Consider the following 21644-nt stretch of genomic DNA (forward strand, 5'->3'; position numbering starts at 1 on the left):
CAAATCATATATTAAAAATAGAATTAGAAAAGTCATTTGTAGAAAACTGATATTGCTTAAATATTTCACTTTTTAAGTCATCTATAAAATGTTCGTTTCTATTGTTTTTAATCAATGATATATCTAAAGATACAGCTTCCCTAAACAGATTTAACATTGTTTCATAAGAATCAATATTAATATCTTGCCCTTTCCATCGAATAGTTATACTTTTAATTTTGTCTTTCTTATCAATTCTTTCTTTAAACATTTCTTTTTTAAATTCTGCATAGCTAGAATATTTACCATTAAATATTTTATTGAATATATAACTATCTGAAAATGTTTGTCCTTCACGAATAGCTTGATCTCTATACTGATTAGATGCATAAGCTACAAATCCATTATCCCAACCATTAGATGCTAACAATTCAAAAGCAGTTTTTCTAAATACAATTCCTCCCATAGTTCCATCCCGATTTTCTATTCCTGCATATATAGGGGCAAATAAAGATATAGTATAATAATTGTTTCTTCCTACTGATGCATTGTTGTAATAACGTTTAGAAATCACATTGTTATCTATTAAATCATTGATATCTACCATTTGCATATTATTCCATTCATTATCAGTGAATACTACTACTCTGTCTGTTCCATTTGTAGAATCAAAAGTTAGCTTTCTATACAGTAACTTCTTATCATCCTTTGTCCTTTCCAAACTTGCCTCTGCTTCAGCATAATCTAATAAATACGTTACATCAAATACTCCGTGCATATATTTTTGTAGACTTCGATCATTAATAAATTCAGAAGGCGTTGCATTGTGAACTCTATTTTCTTTATTTTCCCAATCATAAATCTGATTTAACCCATATATTTTATTTGAAGAATTAGATGGTACCTGTAATAATCCCATAGCAAAATTTTCTGCACCTTGTCCTTCTCTGCGGCCAAATCCATTTAAATAAATTCCACCGTCAAAATTATGAGTCATTTCATGAGTTAAAGTAGATGTTCCGTACTCTGTTACCACAGCATCTACCACAAAATGAACTAGATTTCCATTTGCATATGCCCCTGATCCATTTGGTGCATACCATTTCCCAATAGCTCCAAAAAACTCAGTCATAGCAGGAATGGTTTCATCATATTTAGATACCCATCTATTTTTCCAATAGCCACTCTGAGTATTATCAATAATCCAATATCCATCCCATACAGGTATATCTCGAGTCAATAATTGATTTTTCACATTATTATCAACAATTCTATACCAAGTATCGTAATAGACAGCATACATGTTAGCAAATTTATTAATTACATTGTGAAATTCTTTTACTTTTTGCTCATATACAGATGGGGTGCTTTTAAAGGCTTCATCAATATATCGTTCATATAATCCAAATGTTATCGTAGACATATTAGTAATGATAAAGACATCATCACTTTTCAAATTTAGCAATGGTAATATAAAGTTTTTATATTCTTGTCGATATATTCCTTTTAATCTAGGATATATTTGAACAATTGCATTAGGAACTTCTTTAGAAGTAGTTTCACATATATATGCTTTAGTTGCTGATTTAAACCATGTATTTTCATCCATTTCTGGAGAAAATAACTGTCTATTTTTATCTAAGAAATCAATTAAATTAGATATCCCTGTTACATAAGACATTTGACTAGTGTAGGTGTTATAGTTATTTTTAACTTTTAAACTTTCATATCCCATATTTCCCAAAGAAATGATCCAATCTAAAGGATCTACATAATTACCGTAGAAATCTGGGCGATACATTATTATATTTTTTATATTTGTAGTTCCAAAGTCAATATCATATAAACGATCGATATATGACAAACCAAGTAAAATTTCTAAAGAATGACTTTCAATCTTATCAACTATTGCTTGTTTAATTGCCATAGAGTGTGTAGAATCCAGATCTAAAACTGTTCCATTAGTTAATAATCCTATTAAATGTTGGACAATATTATTCTTAACATTTGAAAATGAATTAGTAAGATACATATCTCTAATCTGATTATATTTTTCATTCTCTAAATTATTTTTTGCCTGATTTTTCAATTCCTGTTCTTTATCGGGTGAAATTTTAACGCCAGGATGTTGGTTTCTGTAATCATTGATTGCATTATTTTCTGCAATTATTAACTCCGTATCTGTCCATAGCAATCCTAATTTAGTCAATATTTCCTTAGACAATAAATTAATTGAATCAAATTTTGATTGAACTTGACTAATTATCTCTGAATAATCATTTTCAAATTGCATTGGAGTATAAAGCAATCCATTTGATAGAGTAAATTCATTAATTTTGGTATTTAAAAATTGATTATCTGAAGTAACCTGAATTTTTTCAATTGTTCCATCTGCGTAATAAAATAATAATTGATTGATATTATCTTTATTTGCAAATATATTAGCAGTAATTTTTCCATTACTTAAAGGTAAAATTGATAGTAATCTTGTTTTATAAATTTTACTATTTAAATCTACTAGATTTCCGTACCTGATGATAGTATATCTATCATAAAAAGGTAACATTTTTTCTATGTTATGGTATGCTACTTCTCTACTAGATTGAAATCCAGTTAACACACTATAATCTATTTTAGAATCAATTACAGTATTATCTGGCTCACTAATTCCCCACAAATTAATTAGTTCTTTGGCTCTATCTATAGTAATAGATGTTGTACCAACATTGTATGGATTACCTGTAGCACTATGTTCTACATAAAATACATTCTGAAATGGTGGATTAGTATAATTTGTATCTCCATGAATAATATTACCTGCAGCAACCGATACAAAGCTAATAACATTTTCTAAATGTCCATACCACCAAGCACTTCCAAGTACTCCTCCTACACGTAGTGCTTGTCCTACACTGTTAATTTTTCCTTTAACATATGATTTTCTTATAAAACTATTATTATTTGCTTGCCCTACTAGCCCCCCTACGTCTTCATTCGTTGTATTAGCAATTACATTAATAACTATATTAGCATATGATTTGTCTAAAACAGAATTATTATCAAGAAAACCTATTAACCCTCCTACATAATGATAGTTATTTCCTTTGATAGAAATATTGCCAGAATATGAAATATTAGTTATTCGTGATCTTTGAGTAGCATTATAAATCACGCCTCCAGTAGAATAACCAGAAGAAATATTTCCTATTACATGAACATTATCAATCGTTCCCTCAATAACCGTTCTTGCCAGAGATCCGACGTTCCCATAATTTCTAGAAATATCTACATCTACCAACTTGATATTATTAATAGTTCCATGAGTAACTGAGTCAAATAATGGTTTTTCTAAATTATAAATACTAAAAATATTTCCTGCTTTACTAGATAATGTTCCTGTAAAATTGCTAGTAATATACGAACTTGAATTGTTTCGCACATCATTGGCAGAAAGATTTGATCCTATTATAAAGTTGCCAGATGGATTTGTATTAATAGCATTAACAAGATCTTTAAAATTTGTATATACTCCACTCTCTGGTATTATTTTATCAATTAAAAAACTATAATTATTCTTAAAAATATTATTTTGTGGATCATAAGTTACTAATTCTGGATAAGAAATAGTTACTTTATATTTGTTCTGACTAGGAATTTCTATAAAGGAAGAGACCGGCAATAGAATATCCTTATCATGTTCAGTACTTACTTTAACTAAATAATTCTGTAGATTTGATGGAATATCAGTTAGTCCTATGACCCTATTTAGTTTTTTATCCCTAAGTTCATACAGATTTACATTTTTTATATTTTTTAATTCTATTTTCTTTGGTAAAAGATCAAATGTTGTTTTTGGAGGTAATATTTGAATAGTATTATGTTCAGTACCTATATTATAGGTTATTATTGTCTCAATATTATATTCTGTGTTATAGTTCAAACCACTAAAAGTAACAGTATAATTTTGTAAATTTAAATCCTTCGTTTGTTCCAAATTTTTATTTTTATACACATTAACTTTTATATTCTGTATAGAATGTTGGGGATCAGTTACACTGTAAGTGACATTCACACTTCTATTATTAATGTCTTTGTATATATTATTCACCGTAACAGTAGGAGCTGTTTTAAGGACTTCTAAATTATTTAATGCGTTCTGAAGATCGCTAGTTACTTGATCAACTTGATTCTGAGTAACATTTTTATCAGATACTACATCTTTTGCTTGAAGTAGTATTTTTTGAAGATTGTTCCAACTACTAAAAGTATACATATTAGAATTGTGACTCTCAGCTTCATTTATAAGTTGAATTAGTTTATCTTTATTAACTTTTATCTTCGTCCCTCGTTCAATCACTTCCTCTACTGCCGCTTTCGTGATCGTATTGCTTATTTCTACTCTTCCTACTTCTTTTCCTGCCCCATCATACGTGACTCGGTATACTATTGTGCGTATCCCATTTTCTCCTGGTGTCTGCACCCTCGTTGTTCCCTCTTCCAAATCAGGGTTATCTACCGTCTTAGTAGTATAAGGTATTGTCTCTGTAACCGCTTCTTCCTTTTCTGTCGTGGTTACTTTCGGTTTCGTCCCTCGTTCAATCACTTCCTCTACTGCCGCTTTCGTGATCGTATTGCTTATTTCTACTCTTCCTACTTCTTTTCCTGCCCCATCATACGTGACTCGGTATACTATTGTGCGTATCCCATTTTCTCCTGGTGTCTGCACCCTCGTTGTTCCCTCTTCCAAATCAGGGTTATCTACTGTCTTAGTAGTATAAGGTATTGTCTCTGTAACCGCTTCTTCCTTTTCTGTCGTGGTTACTTTCGGTTTCGTCCCTCGTTCAATCACTTCCTCTACTGCCGCTTTCGTGATCGTATTGCTTATTTCTACTCTTCCTACTTCTTTTCCTGCCCCATCATACGTGACTCGGTATACTATTGTGCGTATCCCATTTTCTCCTGGTGTCTGCACCCTCGTTGTTCCCTCTTCCAAATCAGGGTTATCTACCGTCTTAGTAGTATAAGGTATTGTCTCTGTAACCGCTTCTTCCTTTTCTGTCGTGGTTACTTTCGGTTTCGTCCCTCGTTCAATCACTTCCTCTACTGCCGCTTTCGTGATCGTATTGCTTATTTCTACTCTTCCTACTTCTTTTCCTGCCCCATCATACGTGACTCGGTATACTATTGTGCGTATCCCATTTTCTCCTGGTGTCTGCACCCTCGTTGTTCCCTCTTCCAAATCAGGGTTATCTACCGTCTTAGTAGTATAAGGTATTGTCTCTGTAACCGCTTCTTCCTTTTCTGTCGTGGTTACTTTCGGTTTCGTCCCTCGTTCAATCACTTCCTCTACTGCCGCTTTCGTGATCGTATTGCTTATTTCTACTCTTCCTACTTCTTTTCCTGCCCCATCATACGTGACTCGGTATACTATTGTGCGTATCCCATTTTCTCCTGGTGTCTGCACCCTCGTTGTTCCCTCTTCCAAATCAGGGTTATCTACTGTCTTAGTAGTATAAGGTATTGTCTCTGTAACCGCTTCTTCCTTTTCTGTCGTGGTTACTTTCGGTTTCGTCCCTCGTTCAATCACTTCCTCTACTGCCGCTTTCGTGATCGTATTGCTTATTTCTACTCTTCCTACTTCTTTTCCTGCCCCATCATACGTGACTCGGTATACTATTGTGCGTATCTCATTTTCTCCTGGTGTCTGCACCCTCGTTGTTCCCTCTTCCAAATCAGGGTTATCTACCGTCTTAGTAGTATAAGGTATTGTCTCTGTAACCGCTTCTTCCTTTTCTGTCGTGGTTACTTTCGGTTTCGTCCCTCGTTCAATCACTTCCTCTACTGCCGCTTTCGTGATCGTATTGCTTATTTCTACTCTTCCTACTTCTTTTCCTGCCCCATCATACGTGACTCGGTATACTATTGTGCGTATCCCATTTTCTCCTGGTGTCTGCACCCTCGTTGTTCCCTCTTCCAAATCAGGGTTATCTACCGTCTTAGTAGTATAAGGTATTGTCTCTGTAACCGCTTCTTCCTTTTCTGTTGATAAAGGATTTCTTAATTCTTTAATCTTTGCTTCTTCTGAATTTTTGTTACCAATATTAGTTGTTAATGTATCATTGTTTCCTGAATAATTTTCAACAGGTATACAGCCTAAAAATTCATATCCAGGAATATTTACATCAATATTAGAAAAAGAACTTCCTACAGGAACTTCTATAGTTTGATTATATCTACTTAAAAATGGATCATTCCCTATATTCAGACCTAATACCTGTACACCACTAAATGAATTAAGTAAAAGTACACTGAATAAAAATTTATATTTCTTTGCTTTTTTAGAAAGTAAGATCCAACTTGCTAAAACAATACTAGATCCTATAAATAAATAATTTATTGATGATTCTACTTCATTAGTTTTCGGTAAAATGTTTTGTGAGTTCTTTTGATAAACTAAATAGTATTTTTGATCTTTATTTACAGTTATCTTGGATAAATTCTTAGTAATATTAGATTTTTCATTATTATTCAACTCAGATTTTAGAATGGGGATGAGTTGAATCTTAGCTAAATTACTATCTTTATTTTGTAATCCATATGTTACTTTATTAGCGTTTGGAATAGCATCTGCGTGAACATTGTTGATAATTGGAACACTATAAAATAATGCAGACCCTATAGCAACTGAAAACACACCCTGAGACAATTTTCTTAAAGAGTATTTTACTTTTTTTTCGCCACTCTTATACTTATTCCTATTCATTTTTAATCTCCTTACTTATTATTTATAGTTTAATCTATTAAAGAAATTATATATTTTTTTATTACTATATTTTTCTTTTTTTTAAAGTTAAAGTTTATAACAAAAAATTCTCTACACTAGCTATTTGAAATTAAATAGTGTAGAGAATTTTTTTTTACTATTTATTTACTAGTTTAATTTCCTTATCTACATTTCCTCTAATAGCTTTAGAATAAGGGCAGACTAAATCAGCTTCTGTTATTACTTCCATAGCTAATTCTTTTGATAGACCTTCAATCAAAATCTCTAAAACAACTGATATACTATAACTTTCTTTTTCATTTTCATTCAATGAAACCTTAGCTGTAACAATACTCTTATTCATTAGACCTCTTTTTGACAGTATTAATTCTAAAGCACCATTAAAACAAGAACTATATGCAGCTGCAAATAGTTCTTCCGGATTAGTAGCATTTTTTACGTTGGAAGTTGGAGAAACTACTCTATACATAAAACTTTCATCAGGAGAATAGACTTCCCCAATTCTTCCTCCATTATTAGAAATTATCGCTTCATAAATTTTAGACAATATCTTCTACCTCCTCAAAAATTATCTTATATAAAGTAAAACACTATTAAACTTAATACAAAATTTCATATAAATTTTTTAATTTATATGTTTTTAATAATGTTTAAATACATAAAATAAATAACCATCTAAGGAGCGGAGATTAAATTCCATTCCACATTTCCAGTATAAGAACCAACTTGAATATTTTGTGTTTCCGGAATAACCAGTTTTGCCTCTCCTAATCCATAGTCATAGACGGCATTTTTATTAGTTTGACTATTACTTTCCATGATTGGAATTGGGGAAGAAGTACTAATTTTTACATCAGACATGCCATTTACGCCATCTTGATTCACAACCAAATCTTTTGTTGGATCATAAGTGGAAGAACCTGTACTAATATTTTGATTCGTTGCACCACCAGGATTATAGGTTTGAATATACGTGTCTTTTAATTGTGGATTGTCCCACGTTAATTGTGCTGTCACGGACCAAGATTTATTAGTACGTGTACGATCTTTTATTCCAATATTAAATGTTTCTGTTTTTAGCAACGGAATTTCCTGATTTCCATAATTATTTATAGGTGTAGCTGCTGTTGTAAAACGTGTTGGAATATAGGCAAAAGCAAGATTAGCACTAGTAGTCAAAACCGTATTATCTACCGAAGTACTATATTTAGAACTTACCCATTGAGCCGTATAGGTAGTATCAAATAGATCTCTGAATGTATTTGCATTTTCCAATGGTGTCCCACTCACATTCCATTGTGTAAACGCATAGTCTTTACGAGTGGGAATACTATTTATAACTTCAGAGAATTTTTGTTTGAATGTACTATCTTGTATTCTTGGATCATCTGGACGAATAGCTGGAGAACCTAAATAGCAATACTTACCATATTCGTTATTATAGGGAATATTTGTTCCTAACGTCCCACCATTAGGATTTAGATATGGACCATAAGGAAAACGCCAATCAGATTCATAATCATAATTTAGAATTTGAGGATCTTCCGTAATTATCATTAACCGAAATCCAAATCTTGAAGTATAGAACCATCCATCTAGATTAATTGTCTGACTGAAGTGCCAGTTACTCATATCTAATGTGTTAATTGATCGACAATCAGTAAATAAATTAGTCACATTAGTAACTTTTGCTACATTCCAATTAGATACATCTATATTAGCTAAATTAACACAATTTTGAAATGTACAGTATAAATTAGTAATATTAGAGGTGTCCCAACTGGATGTATCAAGCTTTTGAAGATTATTACAATTAGAGAATAACTGTGCCAAACTGGAAACTTGCTTTAAATTCCACCTACTAACATCCACATTTTTTAAAAGGGTACAATTCAAAAATACGTTTTCCATTTTTCTCACAGAATCTAACGTCCATGATCCCAATACATTAATTAAGTTAGAACAGTTTTGAAACATAGCAGTTATATCAGTCACTTGGGGTAATGTATTGCTCCCAAAATCGACAGTTTGTAAGTTAGAACAGCCAGAAAATATAAAATTTATATCTGTAATATTATCCATATTTAACCCAGAAAAATCAACATTTTCAATTACTTTATTATTTTGAAAAACAACAGACATATCTGAAGAATTCACAATGACTTGTCTATTATTTTTTGCTTGAAATGAAAGATTTGTCATAGTGCTAGGCAATTGAATTGCTTGGATACTAGGAATAACAACTTGTTTATTATTACTTTCTGCGGGAATAGTTATATCACTACTAGTTCCAGTATATTTATTAAGAGTAATAGTATCTGCAGTTTCTGTATATTGCCAATCGCTTAGGTTAAAATTAGCTACTCGACTATTTTGAGTGGCATCTTTGTTTTCTTTTATTGTCTGTTCTGATACTTTTGTTTCATCTGTAGTTTCTTGTACGACACTGGTATCTGTTGTAGAATCTTGAGTTGATGATTCTGTTTCTGATTCTTCTGTCGAAGAATCTGTAGTCGTTGAAGAATCAACCGTAGGTTTTTCTTCGGATGAAGTAGAAGACATTGTGGAATCTTCTGTACTACTATATGCAGCTAACAATTCTTCTGCTTGTGTAGTTCTTGTATGAAAAGACAAAAGATTCAAAATGGTCATCGTACTTAATCCAACTAACATATATTTCCTTTTCAACATTTGATTTTCTCCTTTCTATAATTGATTATTGATTATTACCACGTAGATAATTCCCAAAAGGAATAATAATAGAGATAAAATAATCGAAGAAACATTTAAGAACAGATAGCTTTTCTTCCCTTTATTCATCAATACAGTTTTATAATCCATTAAAAATAAAGCAATACTACCTACAAAGAAAATAAAACCGATAATGATATAACTGATAGGTAATAGATACATATTAGCTTTCCTCTCTTTTTTCCGTTTTCTTATACAAGCCAACTAAACAACATAAAACAAATAGAAACATGCCTAGTAGAAAGATAGTATGATTAGAATGTTCACTTGTTTGCGGCAAAAATCCATAATTATTTGTAGGAATACTTGGATTTCCCTCTATTATTTGTTGAGGTGTACCTGCAATGGGACGTTTTAACATGACAGATACCTCTGTTTTTGTTTGTTGACTGGTTTGTTCTGCATAGACGTTTGATTGAATCGCAAAAGATAGGAGTAAGGTTAGCGTCAATAGTAGTTTAAAAACATTATTTTTCATGAGGCTTCCTCCCTGAATATTTGGATCTTCTTATTAGTAATAAAATGATATTAACAATCGATAGAATGAGTAATAGGATACAACTGATGTTCAACCAAGTAGGAATTTGTAGTTTAAACACTGATTCTTTATTGATTTTTTTCGCTTGATCCTCTTTTATTTCAAATTCTTTTTCAAATCTCCATGTTTTTTCTTTCGTTTTTACGGTACCCTTAAATAAATATTTTCCTGGTTTTAACTCCTCTTTATTCCAATCAAATTGAAAAGGAAAAGAAGAGTAGGGAGCAATACTTACATTCTCCATTTTTTTCGACTTGACAACTTTATTATCTTTAAGGTAAGTGATGTCCCCAGTTACTTCTGCTTGAGAAAACACATACGGATTAGGATTTAAAATATCTGCTTGAATGATTTTTCGTCCATCGAATAAAGTCGGGCCTACTTTTTCTAATTCTACAGATACATTTTTTTTAATAGGAGTTTCTGCATGGTTAGTCAAAGCGATACCAATGGTATAACTATAAGTATTACCTACTGATAATCCTTTATTTTTTTCATTATCTTCTTGTTTTTCAGAAACGACAACTCCACCTAAAATGATTCCTTCAACTGGATCTTTAGGCATGGTCACATTCAAAGTTGTCTCCACAGAACTATTTTTAGGTACTACTACTTCTTTTTGTGTGGCATGTACAATAGAGGTTAATGGTACTTTCAGCAATGAGTGATTCTTTAATTGACCAGTATAATCAACAATACCATTAATATTTGTGTTGGCATCTGTTACTTTGACCAATAAAGTTTTATCTTTTCCGGAGCTATTTGTCAATTTAACTTTTATTTCATCTTTATAACCTGGACTTTCCTCTAAATAAAAATAACCTGAAGCAGGATCAATTTGATGTTCATTAGGAATACCTTCTATAGTATATCCTCCTGGTTGTTCATTACTGCTTACATTTTCAGCAAAAACTAGAGAAGTATTCATTCCAAAAAAAATTGTTATAAATAATCCCAACATAACTAAAAATTTTTTCAAGACAGTTCTCTCCCTTATATATCTTCTATAATAAAAAAGAACAATATTGTGAAAACATTGCCCTTTTTTATTATAGAAGAATGATCACATTATCATTCTTCTATAATAATTACTTTTTATCGAGTGAATATATTATGGATTAGTAGGGGTAACAGAGAGGTTCCAATCAACATTTCCTGAATATTGACCAGCAGAAACAACACTCGTATCTGGAATTTTTAATGATACATCTCCCAATGCATAATCATAAACAGTATTATGAATTACTCCTTCTTTACCAGTCATCACTATTTGAGCAGCATTATTAATCGATAAGTTTGCCGTACCAGTAGCATCTGTAGTAGGGACTAAATCAGTAGAAGCAGTGAAATCACCACCAGTATTGATGTTTTTGTTCACAGCTCCATTAGCATTTTTTGTCTCAATTGTAGCACCTGTAATAGAAGATCCAGTCCAATTTAGCTGAGCAGTCAATGTCCATCCTCTAGTATCATGAGTCATATCTTTTACCCCAACATTATAAGTAGATCCAGCATGTGGATTAGATACTGGAATCACCTGTTCCCCAGTAGAACTTAAATTGTCAGTAGTAAATGAAAAAGATTTAGGTTGATAAGCAATACCAAAAGTACCAGAAACATTATTATTCGTATTATTTGAATTTCCACCTTGGTTAGGTCCATCTGGTTGTGGAGGAGTTGGATTAGTAGGATTTGAAGGTGCTTGTAATGTAGTTGTTACAGGAGTATTTTGTTGTGATGAAGCACCTCCAGTTGTTGCTGCAAATACACTACCAGATCCAATTAAAGTTGTTCCCATTAAAGATACTAGACTGAATAATGTTTTACTTTTTTTCAATGTTAATCATCCTCTTCTTTCCTATTTTATTAACTAGCAAGTTTATTTCCATATAAAACTTACTATAGTAATCTTACACATTTACAATTATATATTTTATTTTTTTTTCAACATTGATAACTTCCTTTGTCAAAAAAAAAATTACTCTTTTGTATCAAAATAAATCTTAGTAAATATATTTTTCAAATCTGTATCCAAGTGGCTTAATGATATGGGGAAAATCAGATTATTCTGGAATATTTTAGACTCATTTAGCAGATGGCGTTCACAAATAATAATATAATTTTCATAGTACTCTGGCAGTTCATCTAACGAGTAATACATCGCATTATCTAAGATCATATCTGTTCCCGTGATATAAGTAGATATGCTTTCTCTATACTCTATATGTGAATCATCATTTTCAGCTACAACAACTATAAAACGATAATGAATAAATTGAGGTACTAACATGGAAGAGACTTCTATACAAAAACGGTCGAGAGCAATTGGAGAAAACATATATTTTTTTTCAATATTAAAATTATTCCATCGTCCAAATATATCTAATATTCTATTTTTTAAAATCTTTCTATCTTTCGATAAGAAATAGTGCTTATCTACCACAAAATTTTGGGTTTCTAACAAGCTAGATAATATGAAAGTCAGCATTGGCTTTTCAAACCTAATATTTTTAAGTAATGGGACTTTAAACTCTTGCTCAAAAGAAAATATCAGTTGAGAAATATCAGGAAATGCTTCAATTAACCTTTGTCTCTGATATTCATAGTCCATCTTTAATAATGTATAATTTTGTACATTATATGGAACCATACGAAATATAATAGAAAGATAGATAACTTCCTGTTTAGTTATACCATTTAATATATCTAATTCAAAAAAATTTCGAACCAAATTATCCATTTTATCTACTACTACACTAGTTTTCATATAATCATATGCCACTTTAGGTATTACTAGTTTACTATTGGGGGAATAATGCAACATAAGATAAACACTCTTTACAAAAAAAATATATTCTCTTTTATTTAAATGGCTAGAAAAGTTATTGAGAGTAGCATCAGTAAATTCCTGAGATAGTTTCCAATAACGGTCATTTACCATACTATCTAACAAATCACATCTCATCCAAATGGACAGTATCAAAAACCTTTTCTTGAATTCATCAAAATCTTCTCCTCCGTCAGCAAAACATATGGTTTGTGAAAAAAAAGCTTCTACTTTTTTCTTCAGTTGAAAGGCTTTAGATACAGATATAAATTCCTCCTCTACTATAGATAAATAATCTTTAATTCCCATTATATATCTAGAACAAACTCTTAAAAATCTGGAGTCTTGATATATTTCTTTTACTAGATCATATCTTGTAAATTCAGGTAAAAACTGTATATGGCAAATAGAAAGCTCTATTTCAATACACTCAATTTGCTCTTGTAAAACGGTTTTAATTCTTGAAAAGTCTCTTCTAATTGTTTCAGATGTAACATCTAGATTTTCAGATAAATCTTTTAAACTAATATATTCTTGATCAAAAAAGTACTCTATTATTTTTACTTGTCTCAAGATATCTTTCTCAATATAATCTTCTATCATTGCTATATCTCTCCTATAATTATCTCATTTAACATTAATAAAAAAAGAACAGGATGTTTTTTTTATTTTTGTTTTCAAAAAAACAAAAAAACAAAAAAAATGAAATGATCGAGTTGGAAATAATATTAAACTTTTAAATAAAAAAATTATCAGAAATAGAAATTAACTTTTCTACTTCTGATAATTTTTTTATTGTATCTATTTTATTTTAAATTAACTACTATTTACAAATAAACTCATAAATTATTTCTTCGGTATGTTCTAGAGAAATAGGAATTATAGTCGTATTGTGGCTTTTTTTATAAGGGTAATATAGTTTATTTTCACAGAAAACTAATCTTTTTCCCTTATATAACGAGTCATCTTCTAAGTCATCCAAACTCTTATAAATATTATTACTAATATTCTTATACCACGTATTCTCTAATTTTTCTCTAAAATACAAATATCTAATATCACTACTTGCTATAATAATAACTTCTTCTCTCTGTCATAATCACATTAACGATTTAAACCATTAATTGAATATTTATGTTCACATAGACTCGCTATTTTCTATGCAGTTCCCTTATGAACTTCTTACATTTTCATGTAAGCACAGACTATATCTTCATCCTCAGCTAACCTGTTAGGAGCCACCCGCTTCAGTATGCTTATACTTACTCCGTTAAGGATAGTCGTTGAACTTTACTCTATTCGAGTATTAGCTGCAGATTTCCCATTAATTCAACACTTAGGATTTAACCATATGTCATCTAGTAAATTTTTTCTGTTTTCACAACATTCACGCTTGCCTTATTTCAATGCTACGTTGTAGTTTCACTAGCTTTAGGGACTTTCCGCAATTCAAGTGGTTTTTTACATAATAATTTCTTATTATGAAGACTGATATAATAAGAGTTATATTCAATCTAATATTGTCATTGATCTTGATAAATAAAGAGCAAAAACTAAACTATTCACCATATTTGAATTAAAATAAACAAAAGAATTTCTTAGTTTCCATAAATTTAGACATTTCACTAATCTTTGTTTTATTTTCTGCTTTTCTTTATCTAATAAACAAATTGGAGTCACAACATACTTTTGAATATTTCCCCACAATGTACGTGAAAAATTAATAAATGCTTTTTTAAATATTAAGCTATCAAATAGTGACTCTCCAAATTCTTTTTCTAATATTTTTTTCAATTCAAATATCTTCTGATTTTCTATAACTATAGCGCTATATACTACATCAAAATCTTTAAGCAAGAACTCTATATTTTCAGAAGAATAATCTTTAGTATTAAACAATGTAAAAATATAAAATATTTCATCCTCTGATATTTTATTTATATCATAAACTTCCTGTATTCCTTCTACTACAAACTTGTACAAAGGTTGTTTTCTGGCATTTATTTTATCTATCTCAGATATAGATATAGAAGATTTTTTATTACGCAGTGCCCCAATCTCTATTCCTCTGTAAACCAAATATTTATCTATTTCTTTGTATGTTCTATTAAAAAAGTGACACTCTACGTATTCTATTAGCTCTTCTGAAAATTTCTTTATACGATCATTATGTGTTTGATACCCTTCCCAATCCGTCAAATGTATTAACATCATTAGCAAATAGCGATAATCTAATTCAGGTATAACAATTTGATTGTTACTAGTATATCCATAATAATCAAAAAATTCATAGACCATATTTTTTATATCATATGCTTTGCTTAAAGAAACATGATCTGACTCGGTAATATGAATACTAGTAAAATTACCTTCAAAAAAATGTTTTAATCCTCTAAGAAAATATGATTCTGAGTATAAAATTTGCGTTACATCTGTTAAAGAAACCCCTCGTTTAAAAATAATTCCATATTTATTTCTTTTCTTATATTCATCATCAATATAATCCCATAGCTTTTCTGAAATCTCTCCCAAATCATTAATGACTGTACCTGAACAAACTCCTAACAAATTACTCATTTCACGAACATTTATTTCTTGAAGTTCATATAATTGTTCACACAAGAAAACTTGTCTGTATATACTCTGCTCCAAAAACTGTCCTAACAAAATTAACTCCTCCCATTTATTATGAATAATCTAAAAAAACAATTCTATTATAAAGAAAGGAAAATATATTTTCTATACTTTTGAAAAAAATATTGGTTTTTATAAAAATACCAATAGGCATAAAGGAAAAACATTTAGATATTCATTTTAATTCAGCTATATCACATATCTTAGCTAGTGCAGTTTTATTTTCCTCATCTATTAAATTAACTACAACTGTACGTTCTAAAATTGAAATAATTTGAACTTTATGTTGCTGCTCTTTTGAATCTCCTATAATTTTAGCAAGATATACATCAGATTTTTTCAAAATTATCACCTCTACATTCTATATAAATAATATTTCTAACAAAAAAAACTTTTTTTGTTATTTTGAGTTATACATCATTTAAAGTAAAAAATATTCATAAATAGATTTTTTACTTTATTTTTTCCACGATTTTAATCCCCAACTTTTTCTGATAGATTCTTCAGTATTTTTTTTATTTGATCAACAGTTTGTATTATAGTTCCATCCTTAGATACTTCAGGAAGAATAGGATTTTTTTTTCTAAATAATTCTAATTCTTTAATTACATCACAAAATAAATCTTGTTTATCTTCTTGGGTAAGATTTTTTCTGATATAATTATCTAAAGATTTTCTTAATAATTCGTCTCTTGTTGTATCAGTTTCGTATTTTTCGACTAATAATTTAGAAGTTATATTTAATAGAACAGATAATTTTAAAGGATTCTTAGTAATATAAACTCTATCCACCTTTTGTGTCCGCCGTTTTAAATTATCAAGTATTATACAATTTTCATCATTTTGATTTATATTCTGATTGTTGGGAGATATTTCAATAGCATTATTACTCAAATCTGTTCTCTTCAGATAAGTTTCCTCTTTGTTTACTTTTTTTATAATTATTTCCCCTCTATTTTGATATCTACATTTTGTATATTCTTCAATTGTTTAACATTCAAACAAAGATTACTAATAATAACTCTTTCATTTTATAATCTTTAGGTAATGAGTAATTACTTTTTTGATGTAATTCAGACATAAAAGCGATAGACTCGAACCCATAAAGCAATCGATGAAATAAGCATAATTAACATGACAACATCTAAAACAGAAATAATTACATTTTCTAAATGTATAGGAACTAACCACCCAATGATATAAATAGTTACTAAAATAATCATATTACCTAAAATTGAAATTCCTAAATCCTTAAATGTCGATTGTCCTGTATAATTGAAGCTATTTTTCCAAAAATTTAAATATTCTCTCAAAATAATCCTTCCTTTTATTGTCTTATTGTCATTTTGTATAAGTAAAATTTACTATGAAATTCTAAATATTTTTGTTTTTTATTACGAAAAAAAGAAGAATTTTGTCAATTAAAATATTAAATAGCCTATAGTACTCGTGTATAGGAAGACCAAGTTTATAATTTTTATTCTAGCTATGTGACAAGTGGACTTATGTATTTTTTGAAAAATTTCATTGTTAAATATCCCCTAGAGACATATTATATTTTTTTTAACAAATTTTTTTAATATTATGACTATACAAGTTATAAAAAATATAAATTTTATATTATTATAAAATTGTATGAGGAGGATGAAAAATGCTAAATATAAAATACAAGTATACTAAAAGTATACTAATTTTTATTTCTATTTTAACCCTGAACTTTATCACAAAAAAATACGAGAACATTACTGTAGGAGAAATAAGGAAACAAATTATCAGAAAATCTAATTATTCAGAGTATGGGAGTTATTATCCTAATATATATAACTCAATAATACAAAAACCAAATCCTCGTTTGGTAAAACCGCATACACTTTCTTTCAAAAAAGATAATACTGAAAAATCCTCTATGGATATACTCTCTTCTGAATCAACTTTACACGATTGGCAATATATTGAAAAAGAAAATACTATTATTTTAAACAACTATGTTGGCAATAACATAAATATAATAATACCATCAGAAATCAATGGTAAACAAGTAATCATACCTAGCATACAAAATATCAATCTACCATCTAATATTACCACTCTTATTTTTAAAGAAATCAATCATAAAAAAGTTATAATAGAATCTTCAAGTATGTATATTGCCTTTCAAAACAATACATCAATACAAAAAGTAGATTTTTCAGGATTAAATATGGATAATATCACCAGTATGGAAAACTCATTCTTTGGTTGTTCTCATTTAAAAAATATCAACTTTGGTGATAATACTTTACCCAATTTGACTTCTGCATACCAATGTTTTTTTAATTGCACAAACTTAACCGAAATTATCGGAAAATTAGAGATGCCATTAGTGACTAATTTACAATCCTTTGTAGCTAATTGTAAACTATTAACAAATTTAGATACTAGTCAATGGAACACACAGAATGTAACAAATATGGTTCAGCTATTTACTAATTGTACTTCTCTTACCAATATTGATGTTTCAGGATGGAATGTGTCTAGAGTTTCTTCCTTTTATCTTTCTTTTGCTAATATTCCTAATATTCATTGGCTCAATATGACTAATTGGAATTTAAAAAACAATGCTGATATGACACAGATGTTCAGTTCAACCTCATATAGTCCACTATTTCTATTAACTAATGATTCTAAACTATTGAGTTATGACTTCTTATCAGACTGGAGAATACCGTATGGTCCTCATTTAAACAGCGGAGCTGGTTTTTTCAAAGGAAATATAAAACAACTAAATTTTTTAGAAACGCCAGCCATACGACCTTCTGATCCAAGAATTCAAAATAATAAGTTTAAAGATAAATTTGAGGAATTCATAACCAATAATATCCCACATCAAACAGATTATGTATTTACTGAATGGGTACCAGAAGGAAAAACAGTAGAAAGTGCTAAAAATATTAGTGATTTATTTAATACTACCTATACTGCTCAATGGAAAAGTGCAAAATACAGTACTTCTGTTGATAACACTATTTTAACACCTTCGGGAGAACTTTCATTAGCTTATTTTCCAACAAATTTTGAAACACCTGCTACTTCTATAAAAAATTCAGGTAGACAGATTATTCCATTTAAGAAGGTCGATACATTCAACATTGGAGTAAAAGACCTAACTAGGAAAAATATAGTATGGTCAATTACAGCTCAGTTAAAGTGGATAGATTCTAAAATGAATGGTTCATATATTCAAACTAATAGTAGTGGATTAGTTTCTCAAAATATTAGTATGGGATCATCTCTATATGATCCTGATAAAGACCTTATTCCTAACAAAGATGGTGTAATAGGAAATAGGGATATTAAAATTACAACATTATTTCCTACTATAATAATGGAAAGTAATAACCAATATAAAAAAAATGCAATTTATGATTATAATCTAGGAAATGTATCTTTAGTAATTCCTGAAACAGCCGACATACAAATCGGTTCATATAAAGGAAGCGTTGAATGGAATTTAATTTTATCTCCTTAATCTTATGTGTACGTATCTAGTAATTTTTTTACTGCCAAATTTTTTATTAAAAATTTGATTCATAATTCTTCTATTTATTGTTTTTAATATGAATATTAAATCAATATTACTAAAATTTCTACTATTAGAATATACTTTACATCCTAACCTTTTTTGAGTGCTGACATCAATGGAACGATCTTCTCACAATTCGAATGAAGTTGAGAAATTTAAAGTGATTCGATTCATATTATAATTAATATTCATTTTGTCTAGTCCTTTCTAGATTAAATGAGTTGAAGTATGAGCTTCCTATCCATACTTCTTTTATTAAGCTTTTAGACTTTAGATCCAGTTAAACTAGCGCAGCGTGCGAAACAAAAAAACACCTGCTATGCGGGTCGGGAAAGAACGGGATAAAAAATAGATAATAAAACAAATAGTTTATCCCATACAAAGTGGATGAGTAAATACTACATTGTATTCACACCAAAATATAGAATAAAAATAATTTATAATCAATATCTAGCCAGTATTCAGGAGAGCATCAAGAGATTGTGTAAATATAAAGAAGTAGAAATAATCGAAGGACATATGATGCCAGATCATGTTCATCTGCTATAGAGTATTCCATCAAAGATTAATATTTCAATTTTTATGGGATATTTAACAAAAGTCTATGAATGATTTTCGATAAGCATGCAAATCTAAAATATAAATTTGGGAATCGACACTTTTGAGTGGAAGGATACTATATGACAATAGTAGGACTAAAGGAAGTGACCATCAAAAAGTACATTCCAGAACAATAAAAACATGATAGTACGTTAGATAAGCTGAATATACGAACGCAGGATGCTCCTTTTTTAAGGGTTAAGGACTAGTTCACAAACCTTTTAAAAGTAGCAAAGATAATATGGCTTAAATATAAAATATGAAAGCCTGAATCTTTAGGGTCTGACCGGTGATTTGGGTTCATAGACCTAGAGAAAACCTCCCTTTCTGAAGGGAGGTTTTCTCTAGAAATTTATGTTACAGTACCAATTTCCACTTCTATTAATCACTAATTTTCAAGTATTTTATTCTTCTTTCGATAAGATAAACTATATTATTATTTAAGTTATTAGGAGAGGAAATATTTTTATGTGTATTATGTTTAAACAAACAATATATAACTAAAAGAATCCTCCGTAACAGATATTGTCTTTTTTTGTTCCATATTTCTAACTGTGTAATAGATTTCCTTTTAGAAATCAATATTTTTTCTTCTATATATTGACTATTTACATGAGTTAACTGGTATTCTCTGTTCTTATCTGAATTTTCTATAATATAGATATTTAGTGGTTTATTATTGATATTTTTAATTCTATCCATGCTGATATTCTTTTTTATCTCTATATTAGTTTGATAATCATTAACTAATAGCATAGATGCAGAACTTACTATTTGTTCACAAAACAGTAAAATAGAACAGACTAAAGTTACTTTTAACAATACACCATCTCCAGTTTATTCATTATAAACAGGTTTCCCCGACAAATTATTTCATTTCGTAATAAATGCCATTAGAAATTTCAATTATTAATATTTAATAATTGAAATTTCTTTATTTTACAAAATTCATCTTTAATAACTAAAAATATAAAACAAATCTGGATTTTATACATGTATAATAAATTTATCTTGTTGTTAAAGTGCTCATATCTCTTGTTTTTATGCTTACTCTAAAATAAATCTAATAATCGATATTTCTTATCATAGTATGTTTTTAATCAAACTTTTTTGTCGAGAATAAAAATATATTCAACGGAGATTATTTATGCCATTTATAATTTATTTTGTCTTGATTTTTATTATTATATACATTCCATTACCTACAATATTATTTCTATTTTTCAATTTAACAAACGAATATTCAGGAGTTACCGTAATTTATAAAATCATTATTTTTATTTTATTATTACTTGATATCAAATTAGGACATGGCTTATTGTATAATCAAAAAATTAAAAAAAATATCTATATTATTTTTCTTTGTCTTAACTTAGCTGAGGAATTAATCCATATTTATTTTTTTTGTGTTTTTCATATAAGCATCCTCTTTATCCTATGTATTATTCAAATATTACTAATAATATGTGCACTTCTATTTCCCATATCTAAAAAATTTAGAAACTTTCTATTTTAATATCGCTTAAGATCATATAAGACGTATAATCTTTACTAATAGAAAAATATACTACTTTTTAAGGAGTTAGATTATTAATATTATCCACATTTGTTATTAATCCTTTAAACTTTTGAAACGAATGAATCTTATAACTCATATTAAAAATTTCTTTCACCCACACCCTAGTATGTTGGTGTCTTAACATCTACTATTATCTATATTCCACAACTTATTTTTAGTACTGACTATTTTTTTATTTTTATAACAGATAGCCAATAATCAAACAATGATCCGACTTTGAATACTTGCTGTTTTTAGTCAAATATATCAATAATATATCCTATAATTTTCCAAAAATAAAAACTAAATAAAAAATTTAATATATATATGATTACTAAAGTTCCAGTACATAACATTAAAGTGAATAGTTTCTTGTTTGTCACACTATTTAGCCCCTACTTAATTTTATTC

Annotated in this window: 13 protein-coding genes and 2 pseudogenes; 2 read left to right on the forward strand and 13 right to left on the reverse strand. The window is 29.1% G+C overall.

Features of this window, described 5'->3' with window-relative positions; genetic code table 11:
- Positions 1 to 4: 4 nt before the first annotated feature.
- The 12 genes and pseudogenes from IGJ53_RS15165 to IGJ53_RS15220 form a co-directional block, all read right to left on the reverse strand.
- On the reverse strand, positions 5 to 6742 hold the full coding sequence (locus tag IGJ53_RS15165; RefSeq protein ID WP_438750669.1) for a G5 domain-containing protein: 6738 nt from the start codon (positions 6740 to 6742) through the stop codon (positions 5 to 7).
- Between the two features lie 157 nt (positions 6743 to 6899).
- On the reverse strand, positions 6900 to 7310 hold the full coding sequence (locus tag IGJ53_RS15170) for an Ohr family peroxiredoxin (protein WP_201065566.1): 411 nt from the start codon (positions 7308 to 7310) through the stop codon (positions 6900 to 6902).
- A gap of 128 nt (positions 7311 to 7438) precedes the next feature.
- Positions 7439 to 9454, reverse strand: coding sequence for a BspA family leucine-rich repeat surface protein (locus IGJ53_RS15175; protein WP_438750672.1), 2016 nt, complete (start codon positions 9452 to 9454; stop codon positions 7439 to 7441).
- 15 nt (positions 9455 to 9469) lie between these two features.
- Positions 9470 to 9676, reverse strand: coding sequence for a hypothetical protein (locus IGJ53_RS15180; protein ID WP_201064761.1), 207 nt, complete (start codon positions 9674 to 9676; stop codon positions 9470 to 9472).
- A gap of 1 nt (position 9677) precedes the next feature.
- Positions 9678 to 9992, reverse strand: a complete 315-nt coding sequence (locus IGJ53_RS15185) for an LPXTG cell wall anchor domain-containing protein (protein WP_201064758.1) — start codon at positions 9990 to 9992, stop codon at positions 9678 to 9680.
- Positions 9982 to 11031 (reverse strand): DUF916 and DUF3324 domain-containing protein, encoded by a 1050-nt coding sequence (locus tag IGJ53_RS15190; RefSeq protein WP_242478292.1) that lies wholly within the window; start codon positions 11029 to 11031, stop codon positions 9982 to 9984. Before IGJ53_RS15190 ends, IGJ53_RS15185 begins: the two co-directional genes overlap by 11 nt.
- A gap of 132 nt (positions 11032 to 11163) precedes the next feature.
- The gene (locus tag IGJ53_RS15195; protein WP_201064755.1) at positions 11164 to 11889 is read right to left on the reverse strand and encodes a WxL domain-containing protein; all 726 of its coding nucleotides are present in this window, start codon (positions 11887 to 11889) and stop codon (positions 11164 to 11166) included.
- A 141-nt stretch (positions 11890 to 12030) separates the two neighbouring features.
- On the reverse strand, positions 12031 to 13482 hold the full coding sequence (locus IGJ53_RS15200; RefSeq protein WP_201064752.1) for a helix-turn-helix domain-containing protein: 1452 nt from the start codon (positions 13480 to 13482) through the stop codon (positions 12031 to 12033).
- A 906-nt stretch (positions 13483 to 14388) separates the two neighbouring features.
- Positions 14389 to 15546, reverse strand: coding sequence for a hypothetical protein (locus IGJ53_RS15205; protein ID WP_201064750.1), 1158 nt, complete (start codon positions 15544 to 15546; stop codon positions 14389 to 14391).
- Positions 15547 to 15688: 142 nt separating this feature from the next.
- Positions 15689 to 15856: a hypothetical protein gene (locus tag IGJ53_RS15210; protein WP_168353778.1), complete on the reverse strand. Its 168-nt coding sequence runs from the start codon at positions 15854 to 15856 to the stop codon at positions 15689 to 15691.
- 114 nt (positions 15857 to 15970) lie between these two features.
- Positions 15971 to 16311: pseudogene (locus tag IGJ53_RS15215) on the reverse strand (hypothetical protein); the annotation flags it as partial.
- Positions 16312 to 16586: 275 nt separating this feature from the next.
- Positions 16587 to 16826, reverse strand: a complete 240-nt coding sequence (locus IGJ53_RS15220) for a hypothetical protein (RefSeq protein WP_135982773.1) — start codon at positions 16824 to 16826, stop codon at positions 16587 to 16589.
- 338 nt (positions 16827 to 17164) lie between these two features.
- On the opposite strand from IGJ53_RS15220, the gene IGJ53_RS15225 reads away from it, so the two are divergent.
- Together IGJ53_RS15225 and tnpA are read left to right on the forward strand one after the other, a co-directional pair.
- Positions 17165 to 19021, forward strand: a complete 1857-nt coding sequence (locus IGJ53_RS15225) for a BspA family leucine-rich repeat surface protein (protein ID WP_259741894.1) — start codon at positions 17165 to 17167, stop codon at positions 19019 to 19021.
- 441 nt (positions 19022 to 19462) lie between these two features.
- A pseudogene (gene tnpA, locus IGJ53_RS15230) lies at positions 19463 to 19884 on the forward strand (IS200/IS605 family transposase).
- 172 nt (positions 19885 to 20056) lie between these two features.
- On the opposite strand, the gene IGJ53_RS15235 reads toward tnpA, so the two are convergent.
- Positions 20057 to 20497 (reverse strand): hypothetical protein, encoded by a 441-nt coding sequence (locus tag IGJ53_RS15235; RefSeq protein WP_201064744.1) that lies wholly within the window; start codon positions 20495 to 20497, stop codon positions 20057 to 20059.
- Between the last annotated feature and the right edge of the window lie 1147 nt (positions 20498 to 21644).

The organism is Enterococcus sp. DIV1283b (genome assembly GCF_051710965.1).
GTDB classification, from domain to species: Bacteria; Bacillota; Bacilli; order Lactobacillales; family Enterococcaceae; genus Enterococcus_B; species Enterococcus_B lactis.